This is a genomic window from Janibacter zhangyanbonis (assembly GCF_050507325.1).
Lineage (GTDB): Bacteria > Actinomycetota > Actinomycetes > Actinomycetales > Dermatophilaceae > Janibacter.
In genome coordinates, this window is sequence record NZ_CP191481.1 from 3,368,676 (window position 1) to 3,388,423 (window position 19,748).

General features: G+C 68.5%; 15 protein-coding genes and 3 pseudogenes. 7 read left to right on the forward strand and 11 right to left on the reverse strand.

Annotated elements, in window-relative coordinates:
• Nucleotides 1-99: 99 nt before the first annotated feature.
• Together ACQBJO_RS16600 and ACQBJO_RS16605 are read left to right on the forward strand one after the other, a co-directional pair.
• Nucleotides 100-2,163 (forward strand): heavy metal translocating P-type ATPase, encoded by a 2,064-nt coding sequence (locus tag ACQBJO_RS16600; RefSeq protein ID WP_421009237.1) that lies wholly within the window; start codon nt 100-102, stop codon nt 2,161-2,163.
• 181 nt (nt 2,164-2,344) lie between these two features.
• A complete protein-coding gene (locus ACQBJO_RS16605) occupies nt 2,345-3,229 on the forward strand; it encodes an aldo/keto reductase (protein WP_192911126.1) in 885 nt (294 codons plus the stop codon).
• 78 nt (nt 3,230-3,307) lie between these two features.
• Here the strand turns inward: ACQBJO_RS16605 and ACQBJO_RS16610 are convergent, their stop codons facing one another.
• From ACQBJO_RS16610 to ACQBJO_RS16630, 5 genes are all read right to left on the reverse strand, one after another.
• Nucleotides 3,308-3,646, reverse strand: a complete 339-nt coding sequence (locus ACQBJO_RS16610) for a TraR/DksA family transcriptional regulator (protein WP_421009238.1) — start codon at nt 3,644-3,646, stop codon at nt 3,308-3,310.
• 132 nt (nt 3,647-3,778) lie between these two features.
• A complete protein-coding gene (locus ACQBJO_RS16615) occupies nt 3,779-4,909 on the reverse strand; it encodes an NAD(P)/FAD-dependent oxidoreductase (RefSeq protein WP_421009239.1) in 1,131 nt (376 codons plus the stop codon).
• 141 nt (nt 4,910-5,050) lie between these two features.
• The gene (locus tag ACQBJO_RS16620; RefSeq protein WP_072625910.1) at nt 5,051-5,353 is read right to left on the reverse strand and encodes a putative quinol monooxygenase; all 303 of its coding nucleotides are present in this window, start codon (nt 5,351-5,353) and stop codon (nt 5,051-5,053) included.
• Nucleotides 5,350-5,919: a type 1 glutamine amidotransferase domain-containing protein gene (locus tag ACQBJO_RS16625; RefSeq protein ID WP_255184781.1), complete on the reverse strand. Its 570-nt coding sequence runs from the start codon at nt 5,917-5,919 to the stop codon at nt 5,350-5,352. Before ACQBJO_RS16625 ends, ACQBJO_RS16620 begins: the two co-directional genes overlap by 4 nt.
• A gap of 1 nt (nt 5,920) precedes the next feature.
• Entirely contained in the window at nt 5,921-7,087 is a 1,167-nt protein-coding gene (locus ACQBJO_RS16630; protein WP_421009240.1) for a glutathione-independent formaldehyde dehydrogenase, read from the reverse strand.
• 125 nt (nt 7,088-7,212) lie between these two features.
• Here ACQBJO_RS16630 and ACQBJO_RS16635 point away from each other — a divergent pair, with 125 nt between their 5' ends.
• The 4 genes from ACQBJO_RS16635 (at nt 7,213) to ACQBJO_RS16650 (ending at nt 12,685) form a co-directional block, all read left to right on the forward strand.
• On the forward strand, nt 7,213-9,411 hold the full coding sequence (locus tag ACQBJO_RS16635) for a DUF4185 domain-containing protein (protein WP_421009241.1): 2,199 nt from the start codon (nt 7,213-7,215) through the stop codon (nt 9,409-9,411).
• Between the two features lie 76 nt (nt 9,412-9,487).
• Nucleotides 9,488-11,662: a heavy metal translocating P-type ATPase gene (locus ACQBJO_RS16640; RefSeq protein ID WP_421009242.1), complete on the forward strand. Its 2,175-nt coding sequence runs from the start codon at nt 9,488-9,490 to the stop codon at nt 11,660-11,662.
• Between the two features lie 45 nt (nt 11,663-11,707).
• Nucleotides 11,708-11,872 (forward strand): hypothetical protein, encoded by a 165-nt coding sequence (locus tag ACQBJO_RS16645; protein ID WP_421009243.1) that lies wholly within the window; start codon nt 11,708-11,710, stop codon nt 11,870-11,872.
• A 102-nt stretch (nt 11,873-11,974) separates the two neighbouring features.
• Nucleotides 11,975-12,685 (forward strand): 4a-hydroxytetrahydrobiopterin dehydratase, encoded by a 711-nt coding sequence (locus ACQBJO_RS16650; protein ID WP_421009244.1) that lies wholly within the window; start codon nt 11,975-11,977, stop codon nt 12,683-12,685.
• Between the two features lie 498 nt (nt 12,686-13,183).
• Here ACQBJO_RS16650 and ACQBJO_RS16655 read toward each other — a convergent pair whose 3' ends face one another.
• The 6 genes and pseudogenes from ACQBJO_RS16655 to ACQBJO_RS16680 all read right to left on the reverse strand — a co-directional run bounded on the left by ACQBJO_RS16655 (nt 13,184) and on the right by ACQBJO_RS16680 (nt 17,864).
• Nucleotides 13,184-13,564, reverse strand: a complete 381-nt coding sequence (locus tag ACQBJO_RS16655) for a hypothetical protein (RefSeq protein ID WP_421009245.1) — start codon at nt 13,562-13,564, stop codon at nt 13,184-13,186.
• A gap of 76 nt (nt 13,565-13,640) precedes the next feature.
• Complete coding sequence (locus ACQBJO_RS16660) at nt 13,641-13,817, reverse strand: type I restriction-modification system subunit M N-terminal domain-containing protein (RefSeq protein WP_421009246.1); 177 nt, start codon at nt 13,815-13,817, stop codon at nt 13,641-13,643.
• A 350-nt stretch (nt 13,818-14,167) separates the two neighbouring features.
• Nucleotides 14,168-15,298, reverse strand: a pseudogene (locus ACQBJO_RS16665) (ISL3 family transposase); the annotation flags it as partial.
• Between the two features lie 48 nt (nt 15,299-15,346).
• Nucleotides 15,347-16,593, reverse strand: a pseudogene (locus ACQBJO_RS16670) (IS256 family transposase).
• 120 nt (nt 16,594-16,713) lie between these two features.
• Nucleotides 16,714-16,919: pseudogene (locus ACQBJO_RS16675) on the reverse strand (ISL3 family transposase); the annotation flags it as partial.
• Between the two features lie 633 nt (nt 16,920-17,552).
• On the reverse strand, nt 17,553-17,864 hold the full coding sequence (locus ACQBJO_RS16680) for a putative quinol monooxygenase (protein ID WP_421009278.1): 312 nt from the start codon (nt 17,862-17,864) through the stop codon (nt 17,553-17,555).
• Between the two features lie 107 nt (nt 17,865-17,971).
• Between ACQBJO_RS16680 and ACQBJO_RS16685 the strand changes: the two genes are divergently transcribed.
• Entirely contained in the window at nt 17,972-18,913 is a 942-nt protein-coding gene (locus tag ACQBJO_RS16685; RefSeq protein WP_267626788.1) for a GlxA family transcriptional regulator, read from the forward strand.
• Nucleotides 18,914-19,748 lie beyond the last annotated feature (835 nt).

The window sequence follows — 19,748 nt, forward strand, 5'->3', positions numbered from 1 at the left end:
AACCCCCTGAACCCCTGTGGATTCAACGGATTCTCATGGACCGACTGTGGGCGACCGTTGGGCGGGAACATACCCGCCTGGGGTATAGGTTCACTGAGTATGAGCACCGACCACACGAAGCACCACGAGCACACGAAGCCCGGCCACGAGTCCCACGAGCATTCTGGGCACATGGGGCACGCGGGCCACGGCGACCACGTCGCGCAGTTCCGCCGGCTCTTCTGGATCATGCTCGTGCTGGCCGTGCCGGTCGTCTGCTTCGACGCGATGTTCGCCGACCTCATCGGCTACGACCTGCCGCACGACGACTGGACGACCTGGATCTCTCCGGTCATCGGCACCGTGATGTACGCCTGGGGCGGGCGCCCCTTCCTCACCGGCGCCGTCGACGAGATCCGCTCCCGCAAGCCCGGGATGATGCTGCTCATCGCGCTGGCGATCACCGTCGCCTTCGTCTCGTCGTGGGGCGCGAGCCTCGGACTGCTGCACCACGAGCTGAGCTTCTGGTGGGAGCTGGCCCTGCTCGTCGTCATCATGCTGCTCGGCCACTGGATCGAGATGCGCTCCCTGGCCCAGACCACCTCCGCCCTCGACTCGCTCGCCGCGCTGCTGCCCGACGAGGCCGAGCGCGTGGAGGGCGACGAGATCGTGACGGTCCCCCCTTCGTCCCTGGCGGTGCGTGACGTCGTCGTGGTCCGGCCCGGCGCATCCATGCCCGCTGACGGGCGGGTCGTCGAGGGGTCGGCGAGCATCGACGAGTCGATGGTCACCGGCGAGTCGCGCACGGTGCGTCGCGAGGTCGGCGACACCGTCGTCGCGGGCACCGTGGCCACCGACTCCGGCCTGCGCGTCGAGGTCACCGCCACCGGTGACGACACCGCCCTGGCCGGCATCCAGAAGCTCGTGACCGAGGCCCAGGCCTCCTCCTCCCGCGCACAGCGCATCGCCGACACCGCCGCAGCCTGGCTCTTCTGGTTCGCCCTCGGGGCCGCGATCATCACGGCGGTCGTGTGGACGCTGCTCGGCATGCCCGACGACGCGGTCGTGCGCACGATCACCGTCCTCGTCATCGCCTGCCCCCACGCACTCGGCCTGGCGATCCCGCTCGTCGTCTCGATCGCCACCGAGCGCGCCGCTCGCGCAGGCGTGCTCGTCAAGGACCGGCTCGCGCTGGAGTCGATGCGCACGGTCGACACGGTGCTCTTCGACAAGACCGGCACGCTGACGCGCGGCGAGCCCACGGTCACCGGCATCGAGGCCCATGGGCGTGACGAAGGGGAGGTCCTCGCGCTGGCAGCGGCCGCCGAGGCCGACAGCGAGCACCCGCTCGCCCGGGCCATCGTCGGCGCGGCCGAGCGCCGCGGGCTGACGGTGCCGTCCGCGAGCGGCTTCACCTCGTCGCCGGCGGTCGGGGTCAGGGCCGAGGTCGGCGGCGAGACCGTCGAGGTCGGCGGCCCCTACCTGCTCGAGCAGCACTCTCTCGGTGAGTTGCCCGTCGCCGACGCCTGGCGGGAGGAGGGCTCGATCATCCTCCACGTCCTCGCCGACGGTGACGTGATCGGGGCGCTGCGCCTCGCCGACGAGATCCGCCCCGAGTCCCGCGAAGCCGTCGACGCGCTGCACGCCGTCGGCGCCCAGGTCGTCATGATCACCGGCGACGCGCAGGCGGTCGCCGAGTCCGTCGGCGCCGAGCTCGGCATCGACCGCGTCCTCGCCGGCGTGCGTCCGCAGGACAAGGCAGTCCAGGTCGCGCAGCTGCAGGACGAAGGGAGGAAGGTCGCCATGGTCGGCGACGGCGTCAACGACGCCCCAGCCCTCGCGCAGGCCGACGTCGGCCTCGCGATCGGCGCGGGCACCGACGTCGCGATCGGCTCTGCCGGAGTCGTGCTCGCCAGCTCCGACCCGCGCTCGGTCCTGTCGGTCATCGACCTCTCGCGCGAGACCTATCGCAAGATGAAGCAGAACCTCTGGTGGGCTGCCGGCTACAACCTGCTGTCCGTGCCGCTGGCCGCCGGCCTGCTCGCCCCGGTCGGCTTCGTCCTGCCGATGAGCGTCGGCGCGATGCTGATGTCGCTCTCGACGATCGTCGTCGCGCTCAACGCGCAGCTGCTGCGGCGGCTGGACCTGGCACCCGAGCGGAGCGCGGCGAAGCTGCGCGGCTGAGCGCACACACCCGTGGCCAGCCCGAGAGGGCAGGGAGTCAGACGGCTGTGGCCCTCGGCAAGGGGCTCGGGTGGTCCCGAAGCGTGATCCACGCAGCAGCGCAACACCCGCGAGCAGGACACCGATGCCCGACCACGCACCTCCGGCGCCCTCCCGGACCTCTCCGGCTAGCGTCGAGACCATGAGCATCCCCACGATCACCCTCAACAACGGCGTGACCATGCCTGCCCTCGGCCTCGGCGTCTTCCAGACCCCGCCGGACGAGACCATCGCGGCGGTCGAGGCCGCGCTCGAGGTCGGCTACCGGCATGTCGACACCGCCGCCGCCTACGGCAACGAGCGCGAGGTCGGCGAGGCGATCCGCCGGTCCGGTCTCGCCCGCGACGAGGTCTTCGTCGAGACGAAGATCTGGATCAGCGACTACGGCTACGACGAGACGCTGCACTCCTTCGACAAGAGCGCCGGCAAGCTCGGCGTCGAGCAGATCGACCTGCTGATCCTGCACCAGGCGCTGCCGGGCGAGTTCGACACGACGATCGGCGCCTACCGAGCGCTGGAGCGGCTGCTCGCCGACGGCAGGGTGCGCGCCATCGGCGTCTCGAACTTCATGCACGAGCACCTCGACCGGCTCCTCGCGGAGACCGAGGTCGTGCCGGCCGTCAACCAGATCGAGGTGCACCCGTACTTCCGCCAGTCGGCGCTGCTCGACCGCAACAACGAGCTCGGGATCGTCAGCCAGGCGTGGTCCCCGATCGGCGGCATCACCTTCTACCGCGACTCCGGCCACACGAGCACCCTCGAGAACGAGACGATTCGCTCGATCGCGGACGCACACGGCAAGACGCCCGCGCAGGTCATGCTCGGCTGGCACCTGCAGCAGGGCCGCCAGGTCATCCCGAAGTCCGTGACTCCCGCGCGGATCGCCGAGAACTTCGACGTCTTCGACATCGAGCTCTCCGAGACCGAGCTGGCCGCCATCGACGGCCTCGACACCGGCAAGCGCGGTGGCCCCGAGCCGGAGGACATCACGCTGGAGAGCTTCGGCCGGGAGATCCCGGAGGCATGATGGGCCGCGTGGCCCATGAGACACAGACATCCCGCGTGCTCGCGCACGCGGGATGTCCTTGATCCGCATCACCTGCGGTCAGCGGGCAGCGCAATCGATGCAGGTCCGCGCCGTGGGTCGCGCCTCGAGCCGACCCGCCGAGATGGGGCGACCGCACCGCTCGCAGGTGCCGTAGACGCCTGCGTCGAGGCGGGCCAGAGCAGCATCGATCTCGCGGAGGTGCTCGCGGGCCTGCCGAGCGAGCGCATCGACCTGCGAGCGCTCGAAGGCGATCGTCGCCCCCTCCGGGTCGTGCTCGTCGTCGGCGTTGCTCCCCTCGCTGGCCTCGACGAGCGCGTCGAAGTCCCCGGTCAGGGTCGCGAGACGAGCGAGGGTCTCCCTTCGCTCGGCGTCGAGAAGTGTCCGTGGGTCAGGCATCCACGCATCATGGCACCCGCCCTCTACAGGTCGGCGGGCTGCCCCCGGAGGTGGGGTCGGGTGGGGAGCTTCGACGCCAGGACGTCAAGCTTCTCGAGCTGGCGCAGCGCCGCATCCGTGGGTCACCGGCCACTAGTCCTGGGCTTCGCCGAGGCGCGCTTCGGGCGTGAGCTCGCCCCTGAGACCGCCGCCGGTCGCAGCCCGGGCAAGAGCGCGACCCAGCACAGGTGCCTGCTTGAACAGATTGTGACCGGCCACAAAAAAGACAGAGCCTGCCTCCCACACGGCCACGCCGTCCTCGCTCCAGGGGAGGTCGGTCACCCAGCAGTGAAGGAAGTCGCGCGGCTCTGGGTGGAGACCGGGCAGCGCCCGTGTCACGTATTCGCGCGCGCGTTCGTCCAGCGATCGAATCGCCGCAGGGTCGATGAACGTTCCGTCGTCGCGGACGCCGACGGTTTCGCTGAGTCCGACCGAATACCTGCTGTTGCCCGGTAGCGGCGTCGCATACACGCCGACTTCGCCGAAGACGCCGCTGCTGTCCTGCAGGCACGCGACTCGTGCCGGGGCGGCGGCTTTCACGTCGAAGGTCAGCCGGACGTGTGCGGCAAGGCGAACCGGCAGCGACAGGCCGACGCTGCGGGCCAGGCGGGCGGTTTCGCGGCCGGCGCACACGACGACCTTGGAGTAGACAGCCCGGTCGTTGACGCTGCGCACCTCGACCGTCCCATCTGCGCGGGGATCGATGGAGATGACCTCTGCGGTGGTGACGGCATCTGCGAGGGCACCCGCGAGTGCCGTGATCGCGGTGCGGGTGCGGATCGCGCCACCCGACTCGTCGAGCACCGCTGGCCCCGAGTACCCAGCGAGCAGCGGCATTCGCTGGGCGAGCTCGGCTGCATCGATCTCGTGCACTTCCACGCCACCGACCTGGTCGAGCACCCGCAGCCGCTCCAAGGCGCTGTCGCCGATCGCCACGACACCGTCTGAAGAGACCAGCTCCACGTCGAAGTGTTCGGCCCACTCATCCCATACGCCGCGGCTTTCGCGCGCAAAAGCGACGAGTCGCGGGTCGTCGTGGGCATGCCGGAAGATCCGCGACTCGCCTGCGGACTGACCCGTTCCGGGCACACCGGCCTCGTACAAGCGCACCGGAACGCCCTGCTCCCGCAGCGCGTACGCCGTCGACAGACCGACGATCCCGCCCCCGATCACTGCTACCTCGGGTGAACGCGTCGTGGCAACGTCGTCGTCAATTCCTGTCATCGCGGTTCCTCGATCTGTTAGGGATGTGCGATAGGCCGCAAGAGAAGGGGCCGCTGCCACGACGTCAACGGACTGTGTCAGCCCGAAGTCACCGCGGGCAGCGACCCCTCATGTCCGGGTCAGTACTCCCGGTCTGTGGTGTCAGGCGGGCAGCTTGGAGCCCAACACGTCGAGCTTCTCGATCGTCGGTTCGGAGAACATCGCACCGGTCTGCTCGCCGAGAGCTGCCGCAACAGCGCCGGACAGGTGAGCGTCACGTCCGGCGTCGTCGGGGAACACGTCGAAGATCCCGAAGGAGGAGGGCCCGAGGCGGATCGCGAACCACGCAGTGGTCGCCGGCTCTTCCTCGACAAGCGCACGGCCGCTGTCAAGGAACTCCTTCACGTCGTCCTCCTTGCCGGGCAGCGCGTCGAACCTGACCAGCAGTCCCTTGGTCACACTCATGACTTCCCCCCTTCCGTTGTCGAGGTGCCCTCGAGTTGGGACACGATCGCCGCGGAGAACGCCGGCAGGTCCTCCGGCGAGCGGCTGGTGATGAGGTTCTTGTCGACCACGACCTCCTCGTCAACGACGTTCGCGCCAGCATTGCGCAGATCCGTGCGGATGCTCGGGAAGGACGTCAGGGTGCGACCGGTGGCCACGCCGGCCTCGATCAACGTCCACGGTCCGTGACAGATCGCCGCCACCGGCTTGCCGCTCTCGACGAAGTCTCGGACGAAGGCGACAGCGTCCTCGTCGAGCCGGAGCTTGTCGGGGTTCACCGTGCCGCCCGGAAGCACCAAGGCGTCGTAGTCGGCCACCGAGGCCTCAGCCACCAGCCCGTCGACGGCGAACGTCCCCACCGGATCCAGGTCGTTCTCGCGGGCCTGGATCTCGCCCTCATCGACCGAGAGGACCTCGGTCCGGGCGCCGGCCTTGTCCAGAACCTCGCGGGGTTGCTCGAGTTCGACGCGCTCGACCCCGTCCGCGGCGAGGATCGCGACTCTCTTGCCCTGCAGATCTGCTGCCATGTCAGTTTGCCTTCTTTCCGTCGGACATACCCGGCTTGATGACGACCTTGGTCCAGCCCTCGGACCTGGAGTCGAAGTTCCTGTAGGCGTCGGCGGCCTGGTCCAGCGAGATCTCGTGGGAGATGATCCAGGACGGCTTCGCCTTGTCAGCCGCGATCAGGTCACGCAGCCGGCGGTTGTACTTCTTGACCGGGCACTGACCGTTGCCCATGGTCTGTCCCTTGAACCAGTGGGTGCCGAAGTCGATGGCCGCCTTGCCCTGCTTGGCCAATTCGCCCTTGGCTCCCGGGTCCTCGGGGACGAACACGCCGACGGTGCCGATCCCGCCGGTAAAACGCACCGAGTTGATGAGCATGTTCAAGGTGGCAGCCGGGTCTTCGTTCCCCTGCGGGTCGTGGGCCTGGTAGCCCACGCACTCGCAGCCACGGTCGGCTCCGAGCCCCATGGTCTCGTCCAGCACAGCCTGCACGGGGTCGGTCTTGGAGTCGTCGATGGCGATCGCTCCGATCTGCTCGGCCAGCGCGAGCCGGTCGGGGTGGCGATCGACCACCATGACCTTCGCGGCGCCCTTGATCGTCGCGGACAGCGCAGCCATCAGACCCACCGGACCGGCTCCAGCGATCACGACGCTGTCGCCCGGGATCACGCCAGCCATCTCGGTGGCGTGGTAACCGGTGGGGAAGATGTCGGAGAGCATGACGTAGTCATTCTCCTTCTCCTCCGCGTCCTCGCCCAGGCGCAGTGCGTTGTGGTCTCCGAAGGGCACCCGGAGCAGCTCGGCCTGGCCGCCGCCGTACGGGCCCATCTCTGCAAATCCGTAGGCCGCACCGGCGGCAGACGGGTCAGGCTGGGTGGTGAGGCAGTAGTTCGTGAGCCCGCGCTCGCAGTTCTTGCAGAACCCGCACGAGATGTTGAAGGGCAGCACGACCCGGTCGCCGACCTGGACCTTCTCCACGCCCTTACCGATCTCCACCACCTCCCCCATGTTTTCGTGGCCGAAGGTGCGGCCCTCCTCGAAGGAGGTCCGTCCCTCGTACATGTGCAGGTCCGAGCCGCAGATATTGGTCGTTGTCATCCTGACCAGCACATCGGTGGGGCGCTCGATCTTCGCGTCCGGAACATCCGTGACCGCGACATCTCTGGGCCCCTGATAGACGACAGCCTTCATGGCGAGTCTCCAATGGTTGGGCGTGGTGAACTTCTGACTCCTTCACAGTCACAGCGCGTCATGGCCGAGTCAAGCGCGTGTCACCGAACCCGACATGCCGACCGGACTTCCCCTAACCTGCGGCCGTGGGCCCCACCGATCCGGACCGTCCGCGGTGGCGGCACGTCATGCCCCCCGCGGTCGCGATGGTGCTCGCCGTCGTCGTGGTCGCCGAGATCGCGTGGGCCGCCTTTGTCCTCGCGGGGTCCGACGACCTGCGTCCGCACGCCGTGCCCGCGGTGGTCGCCGCCGACCCGGTCGTCGCCGAGAGCGTGGCCCGGCAGTACGACGACCTGCCCGGCGACCCCTTCGACCTGCGTGCGGTGACCAACGAGGACACGGCACGCGCGGCACTCGACGACGGGTCTGCGCGGGCCGCGCTCATCGTCGATCTCGAGGGGTCCGTCGACCGCCTGCTGCTCGCCTCGGCCAACGACGACACCCTCGACGCGGCGATTCGCGACCGCGTCGAGCAGACCGACGAGAGTCTTGGCCGCACCGTCCACGTCGAGACCGTCGGCCCCGCTGAGGCCGACGAGCGAAGGGAGGCCGCCCGCCTTGCCGTCGCCCTCGCCTTGCTCCTGGGGTTCCTCCTCGCGGTGGGCACGAGCCTGCGCGACGGGCCGGTGTCCCGCACCCACCTGCGCGCGCTGCGCCGGACCCTCGTCATCGGCTCCGCCTCCGTCGTCGGCGGGGCGCTCATCGGTGTGCTCGTGCTGCGCGGCAGCTGGGTCGAGGTGCTCGTGGCGGCCGCCGTCGCCGGAGCGGCCGCGGTCTCGACCATCGCGCTCGAAGCACTCTTCGGGTGGGCGGGCCTCGGGCTGGTGGTCGTCGCCTTCTTCGCCACGGGCGCACCGGTGCTCGCCCGGGTCGACCCCTATCTCGTCGGCGAGCCGTGGGCGAGCCTCGCCGGGCTGGGGGTACCGGGCGCCGGCGTCGACACCGCGACCGCGGTGACCCTGCGCGGCGAGCTCGCCGTCGGACCGGTCGCAGTGCTGCTCGTGTGGATCGCGACCTCGCTGCTCGTCGTCGTCCTCGCCGGATCGGTGCGGCGCCGCTACGCCGTGCCCGAGCCGGTCGGCGACGAGTCGCTGCGGGACCTGAGGGGGGTCAACGCGTGGCGGGTGCGGGTCCTCGGCGTCGTTGCGCCGCTCACCGCAGCGATGCTCGCGCTTGCCGTCGTCGTGCCCCGCGCCGAGGCGGCCACCCCGCGCCCGGTGGCCTCGCTCGCCGCGACCGCGGACTGCGTCGCCTCCGGGTCCGTGACCTCGGTCGACGACCTCAATCGGATCGCCGGCCTGCGCGGGACCGACGACTTCCGCGGGGGTGACGTCGGCGCCGACGCACTCCTGCAGGACGGCCGGCGGCTGTGGCTCTTCGGCGACACGCTGCGCGGCGGGCAGGCGGGCCCGACCTATGTCCGCAACTCGATGCTCGTCGCCGACGACCGGTGCCTGCGTGCCGTCCTGCCGAAGTCCGGCGGCGCCCTCATCCCGGACCGAGCGGGCAGCGGGGACAACCCCGTCGGCCACTGGCCGATGTCGACGATCGTCGACCGCCGCACGGGCTACGACCTCGTCTACGTCACGACGCAACGGGTGCAGACGACCGGGTCCGACGCCTTCGACTTCCACAACCTCGGGCTGTCGATCGCCGTCTTCGTCGTCCCCGCCGGTGCGACCCCGCAGCTGATCGAGCAGCGCGACATCGGCGCCGACCGCTCCGGCCGCGAGCACCCGACGTGGGGTGCCGCCACCGCGCTCGTCGGCAGCGGCAAGGACCGGTGGGTCTACGTCTACGGCACCGCCAACCCGGGCTCCGACAAGGCGTGGGGGTACTCCCTTCGCGTCGCTCGGGTGCGGCCCGACGACCTGCTGAACCAGTCGCGCTGGCGCTACTGGGACGGCAGCGAGTGGTCTCGCTCGCAGGCTGACGCGATCGAGATGATCGCGGCGCGTGACGGGGTCTCCCAGACGCTCAGTGTCTTCACTCGCGGCGGACGCTGGTATGCCCTGAGCAAGCGCAACGACCTGCTCGGCAGCGACATCACCGTGTGGACCGCGAACTCCCCCACCGGGCCGTGGTCATCGGGCACCGCGGTCGCCAAGGTGTCGAAGGGAGAGACCGGCCAGGTGCGCTACATGCCGCTGGCGCACCCCTCGCTCTTCCCGCAGGCCGGGAGCGTCGTCGCGTCGTACAGCACCAACGACACCAACAGCGAGCGCGTGGTCGAGGACCCGCTGCGGTACCGGCCGCACTTCGTCCGGGTCACGCTGCCCAGGTGACCCGGCCCGGCGCCTGCCTTCCGGGGAGCGAGGCCACGCATTGACCTATACCCCTAGGGGGTATAGGTTTGCAGGCATGAGCGCCAACCACGACCACCAGTTCGCGCCTGAAGGGGACACGCACGAGAGCCACCCCGAAGCCCACGTGACCGACCAGGTGCACGGGCGTCATCCGCGTGATCACCAGCCGCGGAAGGCAGGCCGCGACGCTGAGCACAGCCACGGCGAGCACCGCGGCCACGGAGGCCACGAGGGGCACGGCGACCACGTCGGGCAGTTCCGCCGCCTGTTCTGGATCATGCTTGTGCTGGCGGTCCCGGTCGTCGGCTTCAACGACATGTTCGCCGACCTCATCGGCTACGACCTGCCCAACGGAGGCTGGGTGCCGTGGGTCTCGCCCGCACTCGGCACGGCCATGTACCTCTGGGGCGGCCGGCCTTTCCTCACCGGCGCCGTGGACGAGATCCGCACTCGCCAGCCGGGGATGATGCTCCTGATCGGCCTGGCCATCACCGTGGCCTTCATCGCCTCCTGGGGCGCGAGCCTGGGCGTGCTCGACCACGAGCTGAACTTCTGGTGGGAGCTGGCCCTCCTGGTGGTCATCATGCTGCTGGGCCACTGGATCGAGATGCGTTCGCTGGCCCAGACCACCTCCGCACTGGACTCCCTGGCCGCGCTCCTGCCCGATGAGGCCGAGAAGGTGGACGGCGACGAGGTCGTCACCGTCGCACCGGCCGACTTGGTGGTCGGCGACGTCACCATCGTCCGCCCCGGGGCGTCCGTGCCCGCCGACGGACGGATCGTCGACGGCTCGGCCAGCATGGACGAGTCCATGGTCACCGGCGAGTCCAAGACCGTGCGCCGCGAGAAGGGGGAGAACGTCGTCGCCGGCACCGTGGCCACCGACTCCGGCCTGCGCGTCGAGGTCACCGCCACCGGTGACGACACCGCCCTGGCCGGCATCCAGAAGCTCGTGACCGACGCCCAGGCCTCCTCCTCCCGCGCCCAGCGCATCGCCGACACCGCCGCAGCCTGGCTCTTCTGGTTCGCCCTCGGCGCCGCTGCGATCACGGCCCTCGTCTGGTCGGTGCAGGGACTGCCCGACAGCGCGGTGGTGCGCACGATCACCGTCCTCGTCATCGCCTGCCCCCACGCCCTCGGGCTGGCCATCCCGCTGGTGGTCTCCATCGCCACCGAGCGGGCCGCCCGCGGTGGCGTGCTCGTCAAGGACCGCCTGTCGCTGGAGTCGATGCGCACCGTCGACACTGTCCTCTTCGACAAGACCGGCACCCTCACCAAGGGCGAGCCCACCGTCACCGGCATCGAGGCGCACGGCGGTCACGACCAGGACCAGATCCTCGCGCTGGCGGCAGCCGCCGAGGCCGACAGTGAGCACCCGCTGGCCCGGGCCATCGTCGGGGCCGCACGCGCCCGCGAGCTTGAGGTCCCGCGCGCCGGTGACTTCTCCTCATCCCCGGCAGTGGGGGTGCGGGCGAGCGTCGACGGCACGGTGATCGAGGTCGGTGGCCCCTACCTGCTCGAGCACCACGATCTGGCGGAGCTGCCCGTCGCCCGTACCTGGCGCGAGGAGGGCGCGATCATCCTCCACGTCCTCGCCGACGGCGGGGTCACCGGCGCCCTTCGCCTGGCCGACGAGGTCCGCGCTGAGTCCCGCGACGCCGTCGACGCCCTGCACGCCGCAGGCGCCCAAGTCGTGATGATCACCGGAGACGCCCAGGCCGTCGCCGAGACCGTCGCCACCGAGTTGGGCATCGACCGGGTCTTCGCCGGCGTCCGCCCGCAGGACAAGGCCGCCAAGGTCACCGAGCTGCAGGACGAAGGGCGAAAGGTCGCCATGGTCGGCGACGGCGTCAACGACGCCCCCGCCCTGGCCCAAGCCGACGTCGGCATCGCCATCGGCGCCGGCACCGACGTGGCCATCGGCTCCGCGGGCGTGATCCTCGCCAGCTCCGACCCGCGCTCGGTGCTCTCGGTCATCGACCTCTCGCGAGCTTCCTACCGCAAGATGAAGCAGAACCTGTGGTGGGCCGCTGGGTACAACCTCATCTCCGTGCCACTGGCCGCGGGCGTTCTCGCCCCGGTCGGCTTCGTCCTTCCGATGAGCGTCGGCGCGATCCTCATGTCGGCCTCCACCGTCGTAGTCGCCCTGAACGCCCAGCTCCTGCGGCGCCTCGACCTGACCCCGGCGCGCAGCACCGCAAAACTCCTGGGCCGCGACACCGACGAGTGAATCGGCTCACCAGCAATGCACTCCCAGCTCCAGCAAGGACTGGTCATGAGCACCACCCCAGAGTCTTCCGGCAACCGCCGCGACTACACCTACATGAAGTACAACCTCTACCGGCGATGCTGCACGTTCGGTTGGCAGTACACCGCCACGCCGACCGGCAACAGCGTCAGGTCTTGGCTGTCACCGCAGCCCTCAGAGGCGCCGAGCTGACGCAGAGGCTGCTCGTCGTGCTCGCCGAGGTCGTCTCCGGCTGACCACGTCGGGGCGGTCCGCGGACCGCAACGGCACCCCTTCGCCGCTAGCGTGGACGCCATGGACATGATCAGGGGAGATCAGATCGCTGCCGAGGGGCTCACCGACTGGCGCAAGCTCGCCCAGGGGCTGCACGCGAGGTATCGGGTCGAAGGCTTCGGGGAGGCGGCGCGGTTCGTCACGGCCGTCGGCGCAGGGGGCGACGACCTCGGTCATCATCCGCGCGTGCGGATCGGGGAGGGTGTCGTCGACCTCGAGGTCGTCAGCCAGGACGCGGTCTACCGCGACGACGAGGACGGGTCGGAGCTGCACGGGATCGAGTGGGTGACGCAGCGCGACGTCAACCTCGCGCGCCGGATCACGCAGATCGCCGCCGAGCTCGGGCTGACCGCGGACCCGGCTGGCGTGAGCGAGGTCGAGCTCGGGCTCGACGTCACGGACTCCGCGAAGGTCGCGCCCGTGTGGGCCGCGCTGCTCACCGGTGACCCGCAGTCGCAGGGTCGCGGGACGCCGGGCGACGAGATACGGGACGCCGACGTGCGCATCCCCAACCTGTGGTTCGGGGAGGTGGACCGGGATGGTGGGGCCGGTCAGCGATTCCACCTCGAGGTCTACGTGGCCCCCGAGCAGGTCGAAGGGAGGGTCGCCGCGGCCGTCGCGGCCGGCGGCGAGGTCGTCGACGACAGCCAAGCGCCCGGCCTCACGGTCATCGCCGACCCCGAGGGCAACCGGGGCGTGCTGTGCGCCGACATGTCGGCGGCTCCGGCCTGATCGGTCCTTAGATGTGTCGCTGAGTGTCCGCTCGACATTCCTCACCCTCAATGAGGTTGACTGTTGTTCACTGAGGGAACGGTCAAGGCGCGCGCCTCGGCCGACTCTCGGAGGAGATTGGATGTCGAGATCGAGTCCAGACTGCACACGACACGCGGCCAACTTTGCATAGGTTCGGCCCACAGGGCGCCATCGTCCAATGAAGGCCCCGCGGCCCCGGATACGACCCATTCGTCCGCTGCAGCAGCTACCGACTTTCACCTATTCGAGCAGCAGTCCCTAAACACTGCCCGGAGCCGCTTATACAAACTAGGACCCCTCTCTACATTTAGATGTCGGGAACTACCGCGGACCACACACGACACGCGGCCTACTTTTGACAGATTCGTCATGCGGGCGGCCGCGCGCAAGGTAGCCACAGGCACCCACTCGCGGCCGTTGCAGCAATCTGAGTGCACCCACTCATGGTGGTCTCCCCACAGGTGACGCGTTATCACGTCATTCCGGCCTTTCCGACCCCAGCGGATCCAACGACTCAGACCAATAGTCGTATAGGCACTGACGGTCTGGCTCCGGGTCTCCCTCATAGTCGGCGCCCACCTCCCCCGTGACACCGTTCACCACGAGGGGGGCAAGCGAAGGTTCATCTCTGATGCGGCAGTCTTCGGAGATCACGTCCAGGAGCCGCCCCATGCCATGCGGCCGGTGGGTCAGGTTCGCGGCAGCCCTGAGCTCGCCGTAGGTAATGGTTTGACCGCGCTTTGCGACATCGATGAGTTCATCTCTCACTCGCTCGCCGACATCGGCCTGCATCTGAGTGACCGTCACCGTCCGCCCCTTCATGTAAAAGCGGTCGCCGGCCAGCAGCATCAGTCCCATGGAGCCCATCGTGGCACTCGGTCGTCTGTCTGTCAGGACGCGTGACGGAGTCGCTCGATGGCCCGCTCCGAGTCGCCTATGCCTTGTCCTTGAGCCGGTTGGGGTTGTCGAACTTGCCCGCGAGGTCACGCACCGTCTCACGGTCCGGAGCGAGGATGCACTCGAGGCGCCGGAGGATCGTCAGCGGGAGGATGACGTTGCCGTACTGGTTCGGCCGATACGGCCCCCGCAGCTGGTCAGCGATCCACCAGATGAAAACTTCCGAGCGTGCTCAACACGACCCCTCACGGCAAGACGACATCTGTCTGCGTCATCTGCCGCAGGCTGGTCGCTGGTGCGCGGATGGGTGGCCAGGGATCGTCAGCGGTGTCGTGCACTCATAGTTATGAGGTCGACCGACATCCCCTCCCAGAAGTCCATAAGTTTCAAACTCTATGAACCAGGTCGGCGCAAGTTTCAAACTCTATGAACCAGGTCGGTCGCCTCCCCGCCCTACGACTTAGATGTCGAGATGCAGCGAAGGTTGCACACGATGCTCGGCCTACTTTGCCCAGATTTGGCCACACATGCCGTCCTGTGCAAAGTGTGATCCCCATTAAGGGCTCATCCCAATCGGGGGTGTAGGAATTGGGGTCTGAAGCCGCCGGTCTCGAGCAGGCTCCGGGCGATGTAGTTGGTCAGGTTGCGGAACCCGAGTGCGGAGCCACGCAGGTATTCGAGCCGTCTGTTGAGCGCCTCGGTCGGCCCGTTGCTGGTGCCGGGTCGTTCGAAGTAGGCGAGCACGTCAGCGGCTCGCTTCTTCAGGGTCCGGCCCGGGGTAGTGAGCTCGGTGAGCACCTTGGGGACGCCGGCGCTGAGGTCGGTGATCAGCTTCTCCATGAGCTCGCGCCCACATTGCCGGTCCTCGTGGCGATAGGCGGCGATCATGCGCTGGTAGACACCCCAGGTCGCCTCGACCTCGACGTGAGCGTCATCAACGAACAGCGCGCGTAGCCTGTCGCGCTGCTTGTCGGTGAGCAGGTCCGCGCCGGTGTGCAGCGTGCGCCGCGACTTGTAGAGCGGGTCGTCCCTGAACCCACGGTGCCCGTGGATCGCGAGTTGGACCCGGCGCCGGCACCTGTCGAGGGCGTCACCGGCCAGGCGCACGACGTGGAAGGGATCCATCACCGTGACCGCGTCCGAGATCTCCTCTGCAGCGGCGGTCTTGAACCCGGTGAAGCCGTCCATCGCGACCACCTCGACCCCGTCACGGAAGGCGTCGTCGCGGTCGGCGAGCCAAGTCTTGATCGCCGCCATCGACCGGCCCTCGACCATGTCCAGCAGCCTTGCTGGGCCGGCGCCATCGCGGACCGGGGTGAGGTCGATGATCACGGTGACGTACTTGTCGCCACGCCTGGTGTGGCGCCAGACATGCTCATCGACGCCAATGACCTTCACGCCCTCAAACCGCGTGGGGTCGTTGATCAGCAGCCGCTTGCCTTCAGCCAGAACCGCGATATTGGCGGTGTCCCACGCGACCCCGAGTCCCTCGGCGACACGGGCGACGGTGAGGTGTGCGACCACGATCCCTTCCAGCGCCCACCGCAGCCCGGTGCGCGAGAGCTTCGCACGTGGCTCCGCCGCGGCGCTGGTGTCTTGGCGCCACACGTGTCCGCAGTCGGCACAGCGGTAGCGGCGCACTACAACTTCCAGCACGGTCGGTCGCCAGCCCAGCGGCTCGTGGGCCAACCGCCGGTCAAGCCCCGGGTAGTGGTGTAGCGCCTGCGTGTTCCTTCTGGTGGTTCAGGCGGTCAATGCGGGCAGGTTGTCGCCTCCGATCTCGGGGTCGAGGGCGGGCACGATGTTGACGCGGCATCTGGCGAGGACGTCGAGGCCGAGGTAGCGCCGTCCTTCGGCCCATTCGTCGGTTTGTTCGGCCAGGACGGCTCCGACCAGGCGCACGATCGCGGCGCGGTTGGGGAAGATTCCAACGGAGTCGGTGCGGCGTCGGATTTCGCGGTTGAGGCGTTCGGCGGGGTTGTTCGACCAGATCTGGGTCCACACGTCTTTGGGGAAAGCGGTGAAGGCCAGGATGTCCGCTCGGGCGGCGTCGAGGTGTTCGTGGACGTCGGGAAGCTTGCCGTCGACGTAGTCCAGCAGCCGGTCGAACTGCGCCTGCACGGCGTCCTTGTCGGGCTGGTCGTACACCGAGTGCAACATCGCTTTCACGGCCGGCCACATCGACTTGGGTGTGACGCTCATGAGGTTCGCGCTGTAGTGGGTGCGGCAGCGTTGCCAGGCCGCGCCGGGCAGGTTCGCCGCGATGGCCTCGACCAAGCCCTTGTGGGCGTCGCTGGCACGAGCCGGACGCCGGTCAGGCCGCGTGCAGTGAGGTCGGCGAAGAACTCGTTCCACGCCGCTCCGGTTTCCGAGGTCGCCACGCGCAGTCCGAGGACTTCGCGGTGGCCATCGCCGTTGACGCCGACCGCGACCAGCGCGACGGCGTTGATCACGCGTCCGCCCTCGCGGACCTTCATCGTGAGCGCGTCCGCGGCGACGAACGTGAACGGTCCTGCCTCGGCCAAGGGGCGGTGGCGGAACTCGTCGACGATCTGGTCGAGGTCAGCGGCCATGCGACTGACTTGGGACTTGCTCAGGGAGTCGATCCCCAAGGTCTTGACGAGCTTGTCCATGCGGCGGGTGGACACGCCGGCGAGGTAGCAGTCGGCCACGACAGTGATCAACGCGGACTCCGCGCGTTTGCGGCGTTCGAGGAGCCATTCGGGGAAGTAACTGCCGGTGCGCAGCTTCGGGACGGCGACGTCGACGGTGCCGACGCGAGTGTCGAGGTCGCGGTGGCGGTAGCCGTTGCGCTGCGCCGACCGACCTGGGGTGGGCCGGCCGTACTCCGCGCCGATCACCGCATCGGCGTCCGCGGACAACAGGGCGTTGATCATGGTCTGCAGCAGCGATCGCATCATGTCCGGTGATGCTTCGGACAGGGCTTCACCCAGGAGGCCTGCAGGGTCGACAATGTGTGGTGCGGTCATCGTGATGACTCCGTTCGAGAGTGCTGTGAGACGTTCGCTCGAAGGATCACGCGGTGGCCGCGCCTATGTCCATCACGGTGATGAACTCGGCAACCGCGCTACACCACTATCGGGGACTCAACTCAACCGCCGGATCGCGGTGTCACGAGCAGCGCCTTCGCTGCCGCACCGTCGGCACCACTGATCTGGTTCCACCACGTGGCACGCGAGGACCGCAGACCGGGTTCAAGTCGTTGTCCGGTCACGCTCAGACCGAGGCCGTCGAGTCGAGCGAAGGCAGTCAGGTCAGGGCGGCCGAAGCCGGCCGGCGGGGTAGCGTCGGACACGTCGAGGTCTTTTGGATGGATGGCGTAGGAACCTCCATCGTCGGGAGACCTCGACGTCTATCTGCGGACCGACGCGCCCGGCCGACCTACACCGTCATCTGAGAAGACCCCTGAAACGTCTTCGACGACGACGGGACCGGCGAGGAGGAGGGCGCGGTGAGCTAAAGGAATGGAGCTTGCTCGGCTTCGACGCCGCCGCAAGCTCCGGTGAAACGGTCGGTACTGGTCGGTCGTCGTCGGTCACCACCGGATGGCGGCGTCCCCCATGCTCGGCGTTTGCGCAGGTCAGCGGCTCGTTCGCCCAGTGGGCGCATCAAGCGATAGGACGCAAAGCCGACGTGATGAGGTCGTCGGTTCGATTCCGACAGGCGGCTCCGGCGAACAGCCCCTGACCTGCGGAAATGCAGGTCAGGGGCTGTTCGGTTCTGGTGGTCGCGCGATGCGCTGGCCTCACGGCTCTGCCCGACACCGACGTCGCTCTCCTCTGCGACGGACCCCTCGCCGGCTGAGCGCTCGCGGCCGGCATCCTGTCCGTGTGCCGATTGGCCTCGCACCGCTCGGCAACGCAGCATGGCGTTGCGTCGCGACCTGGCGACGGCTCGGCGGGGCGCGATCGTCTCGTGCGTTGGCGGACTACGGGAGCTTGGACGCGAGGACGTCGGCCGGCAGGATCTCGGGTGCTGCGCCGAGGAGGTGCTGGTTGGCCATCAGGGCTGCGACGATGTCGCCGTTGGCGTGGGCGTCGCGAGCGGCCTCGTCGGGGAATGCATCGAAGATCCAGAAGGTGTCGGCGTCGGTCCTGACCGCGAACCAGACAATCGTTCCTACTTCTTCGTTGGCGAGTGCGACAGCGCCGGCGAGCAGATCGGCGAGCGCGTCGTGCTGTCCATCGGCCGCGACGATCTTGGCGACGAAGGCATACGGAAGTGATGCGGGTGTGGACATGAGGGACTCTCCTTGAAATCGGGGTTCTTCGTGGGACGAGTTCAGCGTATGACGAGCGAGGGCCGGTGGGGAGTGGCGTATACGGCAGTATTGCTATTGTTTACGTCATGCGTATCGGACTGATCGCGATCGACGGCTGCTTCGGTTCGGCTATCGCGTCGATCATCGACATCGTGCGGGTGGCCGACGGAGCCCGCGGCGATGTCGACCCGCGGATCGACCCGATCGAACTCGCCATCCTCGGACCGAAACGGCGAGTGACCACGACGGCATCGATGACCCTGTCGGTGGACCACCCGCTGTCGGAGTCCGCAGAGTTCGACGTGGTCGTCGTCCCTGCGCTTGGAACCCTCACGGCCGCCGCTACCAACGACGCCCTCCAGAGCCGAGATGCTCGTTCGGTCATCGCCTCGCTCGGGCGCCTCGACGAGGCGACCACCCGGATCGCCGCGGCGTGCACCGGCGTGTTCGCCGTCGCCGAGACCGGACGGATGCATCATCGGCGGGCGACGACCAGCTGGTTCCTGGGGCCGGAGTTCCTGAAGCGCTATCCGACCGTCGCCCTCGATCTCGACACCATGGTCGTGGCCGACGGGAACCTCGTCACCGCCGGCGCCGCGTTCGCCCACATCGACCTCGCCCTCTCACTCGTGCGATCGATCAGCCCCGACCTGGCCCAACATGTCGCCAAGCTCCTCATCATCGACGAGCGCCCGTCGCAGGCGGCCTTCGTCGCCTACGAACATCTCCGGCACGAGGACCCGATCGTCGTCGAGTTCGAACGCTTCGTGCGCGCCCGCCTGGACGAACCGTTCAACGTCGCCTTCGTCGCGCAGTCACTTGGCACCAGCCGGCGCACCCTCGAACGACGAGTCCGTGCGGCGCTCAACCTCACTCCGCTCGGCTTCGTCCAACGGCTTCGCATCGAACGAGCTCGGCACCTCTCAGCAACCACGGACCTCACCTCCGCCGAGATCGCGCTACGAGTCGGCTACGCGAACGCCGAGACTCTGCGCTCCCTCCTGCGTAGGGAGAGACGCCGTTCCTGACCTATCGCCATGCCTGTAGCCGGTGTGCTAGTGCTCGACTGGAACCACCTCTCAGCACGTCGCGTCGACGCTCCTGCGTCGCCCCTGGACGACCCACTCGACACGCCCGCCGCACAGGCCATGTAACGTGTCCCGGCTTCCCGGACGGTCGGGGTTGGGTGGCTGTGATGTCGCTGCGTTCTCGTCGAGAGGATCAGCAGACCCGATCAGAGTCGATTGGGATGACACGCGAAGGCGGTCAGGTCAGGGGCGGCCGAAGCCGGCCGGCGGGGTAGCGTCGGTCACGTCGAGGTCTTTCGGATGGATGGCGTAGGAACCTCCATCGTCGGGAGATCTCGACGTCTATCTGCGGACCGACGCGCCCGGCCGACCTACACCCTCATCTGGGAAGAGCCCCGAAACCCCAGTTGAACGCCATTTCGATGAGGGTCGGCCGAGCGACGAATCTCAAGCCGTGAACGCGACAGACCCCCAAGTCGACGACGACCCAGCCTCACCCAGCGGTGACTAACAGCCGCCCAACTACGGCCAGCCAAGCGCTCCCCCCACTCGAGCTTCAGTACCGCAAGCAGACCGAGGGAGACGCGGTCGGCAGTAGCCCCCTGCCCGCGCGGCGTCCGAGCACCAGAAGTCTGGCGTCCTAGTGCCCTCGAATCCTCATATCTTAGATAGAAGTCGACTTGCTCTAATTTAGGGCGCTTCTCGACAATTAGTGTCGAGAGGCAGCGCAGATTGCAGACGACACGCGCCCTACTTTGCGCAGATCCACCTCGTAGCCATGGTGCGTGCAAAGTGCGGGCTGATCGCCATTCAGGCACCATGGCCGAAGCGGCGG